Origin of the sequence: Blautia sp. AM47-4 (genome assembly GCF_003479865.1) — a bacterium.
Lineage (GTDB): Bacteria > Bacillota > Clostridia > Lachnospirales > Lachnospiraceae > Fusicatenibacter > Fusicatenibacter saccharivorans.
Map to the genome: position 1 here is coordinate 1 of NZ_QUHY01000013.1, position 13,173 is coordinate 13,173.

Sequence of the window (13,173 nt, forward strand, 5' to 3'; positions counted from 1 at the left end):
AAAAGGTGCGTTCAAAAAAAGAAGATTTCCAATTCTTTCTCAAAATGGTTCTGTTTGTCGTGGCACTCTCCCTTATCCTGCTTTCACTTTTGGGGACGGTAGCTCATGCGACGGGGCTTGTGGACGATACCATAAACGCAGAAAATCTTTACTCAAAATATCCCCTTTCCAACTACCAGCTTGATTTTTATGTGGATAATAGCTGGTCGTGGTTGCCGTGGAACTGGCTGGACGGGATTGGAAAATCGGTGCAGTACGGGCTTTACTGCATTACCAACTTTGTCTGGACGATAAGCCTTTATTTAAGCAATGCTACGGGCTATGTGGTGCAGGAAGCCTATAAGCTGGACTTCATTAACGATATGGCAGACAGTATCGGAAAGAGCATACAGACCCTTGCAGGCGTAACACAGAACGGCTTTTCTTCTATGGGCTTTTATGTTGGTTTCCTGCTTCTCATTATCTTAGTGGTGGGACTTTATGTTGCCTATACGGGACTTATCAAACGGGAAACCAGCAAGGCACTTCACGCCGTTATCAACTTTGTAGTGGTGTTCGTACTGTCCGCTTCGTTTATCGCCTATGCTCCCGATTACATCAAGAAGATAAATGAATTTTCATCAGACATCAGTACCGCTTCACTTGATTTGGGAACAAAAATCATGCTCCCCAACTCTGACAGCGAGGGCAAGGACAGCGTAGACTTGATACGGGACAGCTTATTTTCTATTCAAGTGGAACAGCCGTGGCTACTTCTGCAATTTGGAAACAGCAACGCAGAGGAAATCGGGGCAGACCGTGTAGAAGCTCTCGTATCGGCAAGCCCAGAGGACGAGGACGGCAAGACCAGAGAGGAAGTCGTGAAAACAGAAATTGAGGACAACGACAACAACAATCTGACGATACCGCAGGTCGTAAACCGTTTAGGCATGGTGTTCTTCCTGCTGTTCTTCAATTTAGGGATAACGATATTTGTATTCTTGCTTACGGGCATGATGTTGTTCAGCCAGATACTTTTTATTATATTCGCTATGTTTTTACCTATCAGCTTTCTACTTTCCATGATACCGAGCTATGAAAGCATGGCAAAACAGGCAATCGTGAGGGTGTTTAATACCATTATGACACGGGCAGGAATAACGCTCATTGTAACGGTGGCGTTCAGCATTTCCAGTATGTTTTATAACATTTCCACGGACTATCCGTTCTTCATGGTGGCGTTCTTGCAGATAGTATGTTTCGCTGGTATCTACATGAAGCTGGGCGATTTAATGAGTATGTTCTCTTTGAACGCTAATGACAGTCAAAGCATGGGACGAAGAATTTTCCGCAGACCGTATCTGTTTATGCGACATGGGGCTAGGCGTATGGAACACCGTATTGCAAGGGCGGTAAGTGCTGGCGGTATTTCGGGCGGTGTCACTGGTGCGGTGGCTGGAAGTGCCGTTGCTAATAAACGAGCGGAAAGAAAAAATACAGCTTCAAAAGAAAATCGGGGCAATACCACTTCCAGCATGGGACAGCGTGCAGGCTCAAAGGTTGGTGCTGTCTTAGATACGAAAAATAAAGTAAAAGACAAGGCAAACGCTGTCAAAGAGAATATCAAGGATATGCCAACACAGACCGCTTATGCGGTATATTCCGCAAAGGAAAAAGCAAAGCCCAGCGTGTCTGACTTCAAGCGTGGTATGGTGCAGGAACAGCAGTCCAGACAAACGGGACGATTGGAAAAGCAGACACAGCATAGACAAAATATTGCCGATAAGCGTATGGAGCTTCAAAAGGCACAAGAAGCAAGGCAGGCACAGCGAAAGGCTGACGGATCAGCGACAACGGGAGCTACCCGTCCCCATGAGCGACCAGCCACGGCTTCAACCATTCCAAAGCCGAGTATGGAAAAGACGCAGGAAGTCAAACGCCCTGCCACAGCGACCACTTCAAAAACAAGTGAGCCAGTCAAGACAAGTGTTATCAAAGAGCGTCCGCTATCTTCTGGTGCTTCTGATAGAAAAGCGACCCAGTCTGTACAGCCAGTACATAGGCAGAATGTAGAAAAAGTGGTATCGCAGGAAACACGCCAGAACTACAAAGCAGAGCGTACTACAAAGACACAGACCTTTGAACAATCAAAGCGTACAACAGAACATACCGAAAAGAACCGTAGTCTTGTAATGAAGAAAGGACAGAAGAAAAAATGAAACTGAAACATATCGCTATCATTGGCAGTCTGTTTCCTATCCTCTTTTCTCTGGTGCTTTTCTTTGGTGTCTTGATTAGTGCGGACAGCGACGACGAGAACAGTAACTTTTCTTCTGGCATTACGGGTATGAACTTATCCGCAGAAGTCTTGAAACATCAGCCTATGGTGGAAAAATATGCCAGAGAATACGGCATTTCCGAGTATGTCAATGTGCTACTGGCTATCATTCAAGTAGAAAGTGGCGGTACGGCAGAAGATGTTATGCAGAGTTCAGAAAGTCTGGGACTACCGCCCAACTCTTTAGATACAGAAAGCTCAATCAAGCAGGGGTGTAAATATTTTGCGTCCCTGCTTTCTTCCTGCAAAAATCAAGGTATCGACGATTTGAATGTAGCGATACAGTCCTATAACTATGGCGGTGGTTATGTGGGATATGTGGCAGGAAAAGGAAAGAAACATACCTACAATCTTGCAGAGAGCTTCGCCCGTGAGAAATCGGGCGGAAAGAAAGTAACCTACACCAACCCGATAGCTGTTGCGAAGAACGGGGGCTGGCGGTATGGCTATGGAAATATGTTCTATGTGGAATTAGTCAATCAATATCTGACTGTGGCACATTTTGATAATGCGACGGCACAAGCGATTATGAATGAAGCGTTGAAATATCAAGGCTGGAAGTATGTGTATGGTGGCAGTAACCCGAACACTTCCTTTGATTGTAGCGGACTTGTGCAATGGTGCTATGGAAAAGCTGGTATCTCCTTACCGAGAACAGCACAAGCACAGTATGACGCTACCCAACATCTTCCACTCTCGCAGGCAAAGGCTGGGGACTTGGTGTTTTTCCATTCTACCTATAACGCTGGTACTTATGTAACGCACGTTGCAATTTATGTAGGGAATAACCAGATATATCATGCAGGCGACCCGATAGGATATGCAGACCTAAGTAGTAGTTACTGGCAACAGCACTTAATCGGTGCAGGACGAGTAAAACAATAGAAAGGACTTGAAAATATGATTAAGAAGAATAAGAAACAGACAGAAACTATCAAAGAACCTAAAGAAAAAAAGGTACATACTGTCAAGGTAGGCACACATAAGAAAACCGTGATTGCGTTGTGGGTGGTGCTTATCACAAGCGTGAGTTTTGGGGTGTATAAGAATTTTACAGCTATCGACCAACACACCACCCACGAAAAAGAAATCATTGAACTTCGATTGCATGACACCAACGGGATAGAAAATTTCGTGAAGAACTTTGCGAAGTCCTACTACACATGGAATAACAGTAAAGAAGCGATTGAAGCAAGGACGCAGGCAATCAGCGGTTATCTGACAAAGGAATTGCAGGACTTGAATGTGGATACCATTAGAACGGATATACCGACCAGCTCCACAGTTACAGATGTGCTTGTGTGGAATATTGAGCAGTCGGGGACGGACACTTTTTCTGCTACCTACGAAGTAGATCAGCAGATAAAAGAGGGAGAACAGACAAGAAATGTCAAGGCAACCTATACCGTAAAAGTCCATGTAGACGCTGACGGGGATATGGTAATCGTTCAGAACCCTACCCTTGCACCAGCAATCGAAAAATCAGACTATGAACCAAAGACACCAGAAGCAGACGCAAGCGTGGACGCTGATACCGTCAATGACGCTACCGCATTTCTGGAAACATTCTTTAAGCTCTATCCGACAGCGACGGAAAAAGAGCTTGCTTACTATGTAACGGGAAATGCACTTGAACCTATCGGCAGGGACTACTTTTATTCTGAATTGGTAAACCCTCTCTTTACAAAGGACGGGGACAATGTGAAAGTCAAGGTAGCTGTGAAATTCCTTGATAATCAGACAAAAGCGACGCAGGTGTCGCAGTATGAGCTTGTATTACATAAAGATATCAACTGGAAGATTGTTGGGTAAATGATATAAAAAGACCGTAGCCTGTAATATAACACTCTTATGTGATATACAAGCTACGGTTTTGTCATTGATTATTTATAGGTAAGGAAATAGTTGTAGAAAAGCCTTTATTTAATGCACTTGAAATGGAAACTGTTCCTTTATGAATAGAAATGATTTCTTTCACAAGAAGAAGTCCTAGACCATGTCGTAAATCTAACCTATTATCTGTACTTTGCAAATAATGAGGTGTCGAGTGTATTTTTTGTAGTTCTTTTTCGGAAATGCCTTTTCCATTATCGCTGATTACTAATTCTAAATTATTTCTTTTTATTTCTAATCCAACTGAAATTATACAGCCGTTTTCATTATGATTAATACTGTTAGAAATAATATTTTGTATTGCTCGACATAGCAATCTTTCGTCGCCTATAATAGTGATTTGTTCTGTATTATGGTTTAAATTCAATTCAAATTCAAACTTATTATTTATATTGCTGTTTAGATATTCAGCCACAATTTCTCGTATCATTTACATAAATGAACTGGTTTTTCTTGATGTGGTTGCACATTATAATTTAATTGGCTTACAAGGTTTAAATCTTGAACCAAATTTTTGATTTTTATACTTTGAATTTTGATAATATTAGCTTGTTTTCTAGCATTTTCCTCAACATTTAATGAAGAAGATATTCTATCTGCATATCCCATAATCATGGAAAGGGGTGTTCGTATATCGTGTGAAACGCCACTTATCCAGTTTGCTCTTGCTTGATTTTGTTTTTTTAATTGCAATGACGTTTCGTTGATACGATTTCCAATTTCTTCCAATTCTCCATTTATATTAAGTGTAACCGTTTCGCCGTGTGATAGTTTATCTATTCCATTGAGTATAGGGGAAATTTTTAACATCACATTTCGTTTTGATAAGTAGTACACAATAAATAGAATGGCAATATTTGATACTAACATAATCAAAAGAAGAAAGGGTGTTTTCTGTATTGCTGATAAGGGAAGATAGTTCGTCATAAATTTTGAATAGCTGTTCTTTGGATAACCTAATACTAATAAATCATTTCCTTGTTTCCATGTAAATACGGGATAATCTTTAATATACCCCTTAGAAAAGGTAGCAACATCTTGTAATGAATAGTTTAATGGTATTTCTTTTGGTAGATTGTATTGCCATACGACATTACCATTATTATTTATTACAATTCCCCAGATATTGTTTGTAATTAAATCTTTTTGACACTTATTACTTAATATGTATTCTCCATTTTGAATAGTAAGGTTATTAGATACTTTTTCTATTGTTTGTACAGGATTATCTTTGCTTATACTATTAACAGTACCGTTAAAAGTTAGAAAGAAAATCAGTAAATCAAAAACCACGATAAAAACTACTACTGATAAGTATATAAAAAAATGTTTACTGATAAATTTTCCAAAATTACGCATTATGATAACCTGCTTTCCACATTTATTTTATATCCCAATCCTTTAACCGTTATTAGTGATTTCGGCTTTGAGGGATTGAGTTCAATTTTTTCTCTTATCCGTCGAATATGAGCAAGTAGAGAATTTCCATATCCAAATGGGTTGTCGCCCCATACAGCTTCACAAAGAGCGTCTATTGTCACAATATGATTAGCGTTTCGTACAAGTGTTTCTAAAATATCATGCTCTTTTGCAGTAAGAGGTAAAACTTCATCATTCTTTATAACCTGTGCATTAGCTAAATCAATTTTACAATCATGTAATTCTATAAGAGGGCTATCTTCCTTATAACATCTGCGTAATACAGCATTTAGACGAAATATAAGTTCTTTTGGCATAAATGGTTTCGTTATGTAATCGTCAGCACCTAACCCAAAACCAGAATATTTATCTTGTATATCATCTTTTGCAGTCAAAAATATTACTGGAATATTCGTGAAACTTCTTAGTGTGTCCATAAGTTCAAAACCGTTTCCGTCTGGAAGCATAACATCTAATATTGCTATATCTGGTCTTTCCTGTTGGCAGATTTCCAAAGCTGATTTTACACAATCAGCAGTAACAATATTATAAAAATTTTCATCTTCTAATATGGTAATAAGCATACTTCTTAAACATTCTTCATCATCAACTATCAATATTTTTTTGGTTTTTAAGTATGTATCATTCATTTTTTGTCACGCCCTCTTTATATTTTTCTTTATCCTATTATAACATTTTGAAAAAGGTTGAACAGTCATTTTCTCATTTGTAAGGTAAATGTAAGGTAGAGAGAATGTTGCTGTAATGTAGGTGTTTTATATTATAAGTAACAAGAAAGGAGTTCAGAATTATGAAAAACATGATTGAAACTAAAAATTTGACAAAAACATACAACGAGTTACCGCAGTAGACCATGTATCTTTAAACATTAAGAAAGGCAGTATTTACGGATTTCTTGGTCCAAATGGTGCTGGAAAATCTACAACTATGAAAATGCTTTTGGGCTTGACTGCACCTACTGATGGAGAATTTCAAATTGATAACATGACTTTTCCAAATGACCGTGTTCAGATTTTGAAAAATGTCGGTTCATTTATTGAGTCTCCGTCATTCTATCCGAATTTAACAGGCAGAGAAAATCTTGATATTATTCGTAGAATTTTAGGACTTCCTGCGTCAAGTGTTGATGAAGCATTAGAATTAGTAGGATTATCTGAATTTGGCAATCGCTTGGCAAAAAAATATTCTTTAGGAATGAAACAACGTTTAGGACTTGCTTCTGCTTTGCTTGGCGAACCACCAGTTTTAATTTTAGATGAACCAACAAATGGATTAGATCCTGCTGGCATTCACGAAATTCGCAACCTTATTAAATCACTTCCAAAAAGATATGACTGCACGGTTCTGATTTCATCACATATGTTATCAGAAATTGAGTTACTGGCTGACAACATTGGTATTTTAAATCACGGGAAATTACTATTTGAAGGAAGTCTTGATGATTTGAAATTGACGGCACATCAAGCTGGTTTTGAAAATGATAATTTAGAAGAAATGTTTTTAGCTATGATTGATGAGGATAACGCCAACAGAAAGCAGAGGTTAAAATTATGAGAAATTTAACCGTAGAATTAAAAAAATGTAAACGTACTGGGATATTAGAAGTGTTACCGATTGTTGGACTTCTTGGTGCATTATATGCTTTTGCAAATTTTATAGTTCGTAAAGAAGTTTTGTTAAATTTATCACTTCCACCTATGGACGTTTTGTTGACACAGCTTTATGGAATGATTATGGTTCTTAATATGTTTGGCATTATCGTAGCAACAACTTTAACATATAATATGGAGTTTCAAGGAAATGCAATTAAAAAGATGTATATGCTTCCTTTTAAGACATCATCTATTTTCAAAAATAAATTTTACATATTATTTGTTTTGCTTACTTTTTGTATCGTCTTGCAAAATGGAGCATTGTGTATTATTGGAAATATCTTTTTACCCAACGGAACTTTTGAGTTACTAACACTTGTCAAATATACAGGATATTGCTTTGTATCATCTTTACCTGTATTGGCATTTATGCTTTTGGTGTCATCACGATGTGAAAATATATGGTTTACATTAGGTATTGGAGTAGCAGGTTTTTTTAGCGGTATGGCAATGTCCCTTTCAGATATATCACTATTTCTTGTCAATCCATTTGTACTGATGATGAAACCTGCGGTAGCTTCAACAGCAAGTATTGATACAGGTATTTTAATATTGGGAGTTTTTGAAACAATCATATTCTTTATGATTGGCTGGTATCTTTGCAAAATAAAGCATTATGAATAAAAGGGGGGCAATCGTATGTCAATTATTGAATTGTTAAAAATAGAATTTATGAAAGTAAAAAGGTCTATGATTTTACCTTTGCTTTTAATTCCGCCTATCTTAGTTGTGATTTCTGGCGTATCTAGTATTAGTATGTATATGACGCCAGAATATACAGACGCTTGGTCGGCAATGTTCATTCAAAGTGCATTACTTTTTGGATATTATTTACTTCCATTTTCAATGGTAATTGTTTGCGTTATGATTTCCAACAGAGAAACAAAGAATAATGGTATATTAAAAATGCTTGCTTTGCCCATCAGTAAAGGAAAACTTGCATTGACAAAGTTCTTGGTATTATTGAGCTTTTTAGCAATTGAGTTGCTTATCTTTTTCAGTTCATTCATTATTGCGGGCGTTATCGCTACTAAAATAATGAATGTAACAGAAACTATCCCTGTTTTTTATTTACTAACATGGACATTAAAATTGTTTGCAACAATGATTCCAGCTATTGCTTGTATGTGGGCGATTACTGTACTATTTGAAAAACCACTATTGTCTATGGGATTAAATTTACTCTTAATAATTCCGGGGGTTTTAATTGCTAATACGCCTTTATGGTTAGTGTACCCTTATTGTTATAGTGGTTATGTCGTATCAGACGCATTACATACTGTAACAACGACGGGAACAGGAAGTACAATATCGCTATTTCCTTTTATACCGTGTGCTGTAATCATATCAGCCCTTGCACTATATGTTTCTATTAAATGCTTTGGACGAAAAGAAATGAGGTAATATAAAATGAAAAAAAATAAATTAAGTGTTATTACATTTATCATTTCGCTGTTACCATTTATCACGTTATTGATTTCTCTTTTTACAGAAGAAATTACAGGAGGACTTCAAACGGGATTGATTGTATTAAATGTAATCTCGATATTATCTGGTTTTGTTCTTTCGGTTTCGTTAGTAAAAAATCCCAAACGACGAGATGTATTTTCAATCGTCGCTTTATGTGTTAGTGCTTTTTTCGGTTTTCTTATGTTTGGTATTTTAGCTTTTGGCTTAATAGCCACTTTTATGTAAAAAATGTTTATGAAAAATATATAGATTAAAGGTTATTTGAAATATGATAGGTCTAAAAAAACGAGATATTAAAAAAGCTTTGAAAGCAGGTGCAAAGGCTGGCGGTGTTTCATTGGCTGATATACGGGCTGATATTGAAGCAACGATTGATGAAGCCATGAACAGCCCAGACCCAGAGGTGCAGGCAAATTTCAAAAAATATTTTGGTAATAAACGCCCTACCCCAGAAGAATATATTTACAAGATTACCAAAAAGACAAAGATTTGAAAAAAGGCTTGCTCCATACATATTGTATGATCTGCAAGCCTTAATCTATTTCAGAGGAAATTTAACAGTAAAAGTAGCACCGCCACCAGCAGTATCATTGATAGTTATTGTGCCGTTCAGCATTTGGGTTAATTCTTTGGCGATACTTAGTCCCAGTCCAAAATTTGATTTGTTCGTATGGGACTTGTCGCCACTATAAAAGCGGTCAAAAATATACTGCTTATCTTCATCAGAAATGCCTTGTCCGTGGTCTGCCACAGAAAAAGCAATATTCTTTTCGGTGGCGATTACTTCTATCTCTATCAAAGAATTATTCTTGGAATGTTGAATGGCATTATCCATAAAGACACACAAGATTTGAAACAGTCTGTCTTTGTCAGTAAGCATGGCAGGATAACTTTCTTCGGATAAATGTAGTTTTAGTTCTAAATTCTGCTTCATGCAGACTGGTTCGTAGGTTTCATATAACGTAATGAGCAAGGTATCTACATTGATTGTGCTTTTATGCAATGTCCATGTTTTTGCGTCAGAAGAAGCTAAAAGTAACATATCTTTGACTAAACGGGATAACCGCATACATTCAAAATCTATGGTCTGTACGGCTTGCCTTGCCTGTTCGTTTAAGGGAACATTATCAAGAAGCATATCCGTGTTGGAAATCATAACAGCAAGTGGAGATTTTAATTCATGGGACGCTGTTGCAACAAAATCTTTTTGGCTTTGCAATATTCGTTCTGTTGGGGCAAAAGACTTTTTCAGCAGATAACGGGTTAGTATGATAACAACGATACAAGCCAAAAGCCAGATAAGAAGATATATCGGTAATGTCTTTTGTAAAATATCCGTCAAGCCAGCTGTCTGATAAAGAAAAGTCCCATGATATACGGTATCATTTGCTGTCATAATTGTAGCAGGAATAACAAAATAAGTATCGTGATGTTTTCCTTTTATTTCCAGAAAACCGCCTTGTGAAGTTGTGGTGCTTTCTGTTTGTGATAATGGCTGTGTAGAAATCTGTTTTTCTACATCATGCAACAACTTGTCCGCAGAAGTTGGAAATGGAAAATCACTTTGATAAACGGTATTCCCTTTTGTATCGCTAATCAAGGAAAAAATATGATAACTTTCTTCGTAGGCTTTGAGTGCTTTATCCATATCCGAAGAATCACTTTCCGCTTGATAAATCAGCAAGGTTGTTAATCTTTGAAACAAGGTACTTTCGTTGATTTTCTCCGTATAAACCGTATTCGCAACAACAAAGAAAATCACAAGGGTAATAATCAGCATAACAGAACTTGCAAACAGAATATGAAGTTTTCGGTATAAATTATTTAACATGTTTCTTTCTCCAGTTTGTACCCTGCCCCGTAGACCGTTGTTATTTTACAGGAACTTTTTAACTCTTTTAGGCGTTTTCGCAGAAAAGAAATGTAACTGTCTACATTGCCAGTTTCTACCTCGGAAGAACTGCCCCAGATTTTAAGGATTAGCTGTTCACGGGAAAATAGTGTTTCTGGGTTCTGCATAAATACAAAAGTCAATTCGGTTTCCTTTGAAGTTAATAAAATAGAATTGACGGGTGTAGATAAGGTTCGGCTGTCTTTATCAAAAGTTAAATCTCCATATTGTAATTTAGACGATAACTGGATATTGGCAGGTCGCCTTGTCAATGCCCGAACCCTTGCAAGCAATTCTTTGATATGAAATGGCTTTACTAAGTAATCATCAGCACCGCCGTCTAAACCCTCCACCCGATTATCAAGGTACTCATGGCTGTAATGATAAGGATAGGAATAGATATTCCTTTTCTACGCATAGATTTTATGATTGTTAAGCCGTCAATAATCGGTAGCATACGGTCTACAATGGCAATGTCATAAGCATAGTCTGTATTTAAGGCATACAGCATAGCGGTTTCCCCGTCATTGCAACAATCAACCATATAGTTTTCTTTTTCCAGCGAATTTTTTATATTTTTACATAATTCTAAATCATCTTCCAGAAGAAGTATTTTCATAATGTATCAATCCTTTTCTATATAAATTATAGACAGTATAACAGAAAAGTCTGTAAAAATCCTCTAAAAAATGATGATGATTTTCTTACTTTTTTACAGGATTTTTAGAATGGTTTGCTTTTACAATAGGGGCATATCGAACAAGAAAGGTGGAATACAAAAATGAAAAAGACAAACATCAGTAAATTCATAGCAGTTGGATTATGTATCTGTGCATTGACGGGGTGTGGTGCAAGTCCAGATGAGAAACCAGATACGTCTAATCCTATTGTCAATTCTAATACGAATGAAGAAAATGCAAATGGTTCTTCAGAAAATAAAGGAAACGACATATTAGATTCTGCTAATTTGATAGGAAGTGTTTTGGAATTTACAGACAATGGTTGCTTGGTAAATCAAGCAAAAGATATTGAGGGGGGAGCTGGGATAAAAATAGAAGCACCGGGAATGGAAAAAAAAGAGAATGCTGTTTCTGTAACCTATAACCCAGATTGTGAATTTGTCATTGCCACAGTAAATGCACAGTCTGGTGTTACAAATGTAACAACGGGTTCTATATCCGATGTGAAAAAGCAATCTGAAGTATATCTCTATGGAGAGTTTGCAGACACAAATCATTTCAATGCAACAAAGGTTGTCATAGCCCATTGGGAATAGAGGTGTGAAGTATGAAGTTTTATCAACTTGGTTTTCGCTATTTACAGCGAAAAAAAGGGAAAACCATTCTTCTGTTGATTGTTTTGATACTTGTAAACAGTATGATTTTAGGTACAAGCATGATTTTAAGGACTACAAATGAGTCCAAACAAGCCATGCAGGAAAAGACAAACTCTAAGATTGTGGCTGAAATTACAAGTAAGGACAGCAAGATAACAGAGAATGAAGTAAACAAGATTGAAACGCTAGAAGATGTTTCGTCTATCAACCGCATTGGTAGACAAGAGGTATTTCCGAATAATTTTGCTCCCGTTACGCTCAATACTTCTACGAATGAGGAAAATTTGAAAATAGCACTGCTTTCCTATGATGATTTGGAAAAGGACAGCCCTTTTTCAGAAATGCAGTACCGCTTAGCTTCTGGCGATTATATCAAGCGTGAGAAAAAGGGTGCTGTTATCAATGCGAACCTTGCAAATCAGAATGGGCTAAAGGTTGGAGATACGATTGAACTAAGTACAGAAAACGGAACAAAAGTATCTGTTCAGATTATTGGAATTTTCATGTCCGCAGGAAATGTGGAAAAAGACCAGCCAACAGAAACTACGGCAGTCAATCGAATAGAAAATCAAGTCTTTATTGACAACAGCACTTATAAAGAATTGTTCAAAGAAGCTGAATTTGAAAAAATCTGCATTTACTCAAAAAGACCAGAAAAATTAGATGTGCTGGAAACCAGCCTGCAAAAAATATTCGGAAATGATGTAGCACTTAGCACGTCTGATACCCTTTATCAACAGATGTCTGCTCCATTAGAGCAAATCAGTAAGGTGGCAAATCTTATGCTGGTACTTACATTGGTAACTGGTACTGTTGTTGTTTCCCTGCTGTTATGTATGTGGATGCGGACAAGGCAAAAAGAGGTGGCAATCTTTATGAGCTCGGCAAGACAAAAAGTGAAATTTTCCTGCAAACTTTATTAGAAGCAGGCAGTGTATTTACACTTTCGGTTTTAGGAGCAACAGCCATTGGTAAATTGTTCTCGGGCGTTTTGCAAAACGTCATTACCGGTTCAGAAACAGTAACAGAAAATCTGAAAGTGGTTTTGCAGATACAAGATATTGGAATGTTGTTCCTTTTAGGCGGTGCAGTTATTTTGGTGGCATTGTGCTGTTCCATTCTTCCGATATTACGAGCAAACCCAAAAGATATATTAGCAAAAATGGAGGGATAG

Annotated in this window: 16 protein-coding genes and 1 pseudogene; 11 read left to right on the plus strand and 6 right to left on the minus strand. The window is 37.2% G+C overall.

The window, feature by feature from the left end:
• Positions 1 to 5: 5 nt before the first annotated feature.
• Genes DW965_RS09925 through DW965_RS09935 form a run of 3 tightly spaced genes read left to right on the plus strand, consistent with a single transcriptional unit; the run spans position 6 to position 4,129 of the window.
• Complete coding sequence (locus tag DW965_RS09925) at positions 6 to 2,198, plus strand: CD3337/EF1877 family mobilome membrane protein (protein ID WP_119198360.1); 2,193 nt, start codon at positions 6 to 8, stop codon at positions 2,196 to 2,198.
• Positions 2,195 to 3,202, plus strand: a complete 1,008-nt coding sequence (locus DW965_RS09930; RefSeq protein WP_119198346.1) for a C40 family peptidase — start codon at positions 2,195 to 2,197, stop codon at positions 3,200 to 3,202. The genes DW965_RS09925 and DW965_RS09930 overlap by 4 nt, the downstream gene beginning before the upstream one ends.
• A 15-nt stretch (positions 3,203 to 3,217) precedes the next feature.
• Positions 3,218 to 4,129, plus strand: coding sequence for a conjugal transfer protein (locus DW965_RS09935; protein WP_119198347.1), 912 nt, complete (start codon positions 3,218 to 3,220; stop codon positions 4,127 to 4,129).
• Positions 4,130 to 4,193: 64 nt separating this feature from the next.
• Here DW965_RS09935 and DW965_RS19945 read toward each other — a convergent pair whose 3' ends face one another.
• The 3 genes from DW965_RS19945 to DW965_RS09945 are packed head-to-tail and all read right to left on the minus strand — an operon-like array spanning position 4,194 to position 6,279.
• Entirely contained in the window at positions 4,194 to 4,625 is a 432-nt protein-coding gene (locus tag DW965_RS19945; RefSeq protein ID WP_243036568.1) for a sensor histidine kinase, read from the minus strand.
• Positions 4,626 to 4,636: 11 nt separating this feature from the next.
• Positions 4,637 to 5,569, minus strand: coding sequence for a histidine kinase dimerization/phospho-acceptor domain-containing protein (locus DW965_RS09940; protein WP_243036570.1), 933 nt, complete (start codon positions 5,567 to 5,569; stop codon positions 4,637 to 4,639).
• Positions 5,569 to 6,279 (minus strand): response regulator transcription factor, encoded by a 711-nt coding sequence (locus DW965_RS09945; protein WP_118041603.1) that lies wholly within the window; start codon positions 6,277 to 6,279, stop codon positions 5,569 to 5,571. The genes DW965_RS09940 and DW965_RS09945 overlap by 1 nt, the downstream gene beginning before the upstream one ends.
• Positions 6,280 to 6,440: 161 nt before the next feature.
• Between DW965_RS09945 and DW965_RS09950 the strand changes: the two are divergent.
• From DW965_RS09950 to DW965_RS09970, 5 genes and pseudogenes are all read left to right on the plus strand, one after another.
• A pseudogene (locus tag DW965_RS09950) lies at positions 6,441 to 7,204 on the plus strand (ABC transporter ATP-binding protein).
• Complete coding sequence (locus DW965_RS09955) at positions 7,201 to 7,926, plus strand: ABC transporter permease (RefSeq protein ID WP_119198348.1); 726 nt, start codon at positions 7,201 to 7,203, stop codon at positions 7,924 to 7,926. Before DW965_RS09950 ends, DW965_RS09955 begins: the two are co-directional and overlap by 4 nt.
• 15 nt (positions 7,927 to 7,941) lie before the next feature.
• Entirely contained in the window at positions 7,942 to 8,706 is a 765-nt protein-coding gene (locus DW965_RS09960) for an ABC transporter permease (RefSeq protein ID WP_119198349.1), read from the plus strand.
• Positions 8,707 to 8,712: 6 nt separating this feature from the next.
• A complete protein-coding gene (locus tag DW965_RS09965; RefSeq protein ID WP_003431903.1) occupies positions 8,713 to 8,997 on the plus strand; it encodes a hypothetical protein in 285 nt (94 codons plus the stop codon).
• 43 nt (positions 8,998 to 9,040) lie between these two features.
• Positions 9,041 to 9,265: a hypothetical protein gene (locus tag DW965_RS09970; RefSeq protein WP_003431901.1), complete on the plus strand. Its 225-nt coding sequence runs from the start codon at positions 9,041 to 9,043 to the stop codon at positions 9,263 to 9,265.
• Between the two features lie 45 nt (positions 9,266 to 9,310).
• Here DW965_RS09970 and DW965_RS09975 read toward each other — a convergent pair whose 3' ends face one another.
• From DW965_RS09975 to DW965_RS22555, 3 genes are read right to left on the minus strand one after another with little or no spacing between them, the layout of a single operon-like run.
• A complete protein-coding gene (locus tag DW965_RS09975) occupies positions 9,311 to 10,603 on the minus strand; it encodes a sensor histidine kinase (RefSeq protein WP_074087096.1) in 1,293 nt (430 codons plus the stop codon).
• Positions 10,597 to 11,016 (minus strand): response regulator transcription factor, encoded by a 420-nt coding sequence (locus DW965_RS22550; RefSeq protein ID WP_330421097.1) that lies wholly within the window; start codon positions 11,014 to 11,016, stop codon positions 10,597 to 10,599. Before DW965_RS22550 ends, DW965_RS09975 begins: the two co-directional genes overlap by 7 nt.
• The gene (locus DW965_RS22555) at positions 11,004 to 11,282 is read right to left on the minus strand and encodes a response regulator (RefSeq protein ID WP_330421098.1); all 279 of its coding nucleotides are present in this window, start codon (positions 11,280 to 11,282) and stop codon (positions 11,004 to 11,006) included. The genes DW965_RS22550 and DW965_RS22555 overlap by 13 nt, the downstream gene beginning before the upstream one ends.
• A gap of 162 nt (positions 11,283 to 11,444) precedes the next feature.
• Here DW965_RS22555 and DW965_RS09985 point away from each other — a divergent pair, with 162 nt between their 5' ends.
• The 3 genes from DW965_RS09985 to DW965_RS19950 are packed head-to-tail and all read left to right on the plus strand — an operon-like array spanning position 11,445 to position 13,173.
• The gene (locus DW965_RS09985) at positions 11,445 to 11,939 is read left to right on the plus strand and encodes a hypothetical protein (RefSeq protein WP_005342377.1); all 495 of its coding nucleotides are present in this window, start codon (positions 11,445 to 11,447) and stop codon (positions 11,937 to 11,939) included.
• Between the two features lie 11 nt (positions 11,940 to 11,950).
• Positions 11,951 to 12,922, plus strand: a complete 972-nt coding sequence (locus DW965_RS09990; RefSeq protein WP_243036571.1) for an ABC transporter permease — start codon at positions 11,951 to 11,953, stop codon at positions 12,920 to 12,922.
• Positions 12,832 to 13,173 carry an FtsX-like permease family protein gene (locus tag DW965_RS19950; protein WP_243036572.1) on the plus strand — a complete coding sequence of 114 codons (342 nt, stop codon included), beginning with the start codon at positions 12,832 to 12,834 and terminating at the stop codon, positions 13,171 to 13,173. Before DW965_RS09990 ends, DW965_RS19950 begins: the two co-directional genes overlap by 91 nt.

Bases quoted from the DNA above. Each gene is read 5' to 3' on its own strand.
- DW965_RS09930 (WP_119198346.1), top strand. From the start codon at position 2,195: ATGAAACTGAAACATATCGCTATCATTGGCAGTCTGTTTCCTATCCTC.
- DW965_RS09935 (WP_119198347.1), top strand. From the start codon at position 3,218: ATGATTAAGAAGAATAAGAAACAGACAGAAACTATCAAAGAACCTAAA.
- DW965_RS09940 (WP_243036570.1), bottom strand. From the start codon at position 5,569: ATGCGTAATTTTGGAAAATTTATCAGTAAACATTTTTTTATATACTTA.
- DW965_RS09945 (WP_118041603.1), bottom strand. From the start codon at position 6,279: ATGAATGATACATACTTAAAAACCAAAAAAATATTGATAGTTGATGAT.
- DW965_RS09955 (WP_119198348.1), top strand. From the start codon at position 7,201: ATGAGAAATTTAACCGTAGAATTAAAAAAATGTAAACGTACTGGGATA.
- DW965_RS09960 (WP_119198349.1), top strand. From the start codon at position 7,942: ATGTCAATTATTGAATTGTTAAAAATAGAATTTATGAAAGTAAAAAGG.
- DW965_RS09965 (WP_003431903.1), top strand. From the start codon at position 8,713: ATGAAAAAAAATAAATTAAGTGTTATTACATTTATCATTTCGCTGTTA.
- DW965_RS09970 (WP_003431901.1), top strand. From the start codon at position 9,041: ATGATAGGTCTAAAAAAACGAGATATTAAAAAAGCTTTGAAAGCAGGT.
- DW965_RS09975 (WP_074087096.1), bottom strand. From the start codon at position 10,603: ATGTTAAATAATTTATACCGAAAACTTCATATTCTGTTTGCAAGTTCT.
- DW965_RS22555 (WP_330421098.1), bottom strand. From the start codon at position 11,282: ATGAAAATACTTCTTCTGGAAGATGATTTAGAATTATGTAAAAATATA.
- DW965_RS09985 (WP_005342377.1), top strand. From the start codon at position 11,445: ATGAAAAAGACAAACATCAGTAAATTCATAGCAGTTGGATTATGTATC.
- DW965_RS09990 (WP_243036571.1), top strand. From the start codon at position 11,951: ATGAAGTTTTATCAACTTGGTTTTCGCTATTTACAGCGAAAAAAAGGG.
- DW965_RS19950 (WP_243036572.1), top strand. From the start codon at position 12,832: ATGTATGTGGATGCGGACAAGGCAAAAAGAGGTGGCAATCTTTATGAG.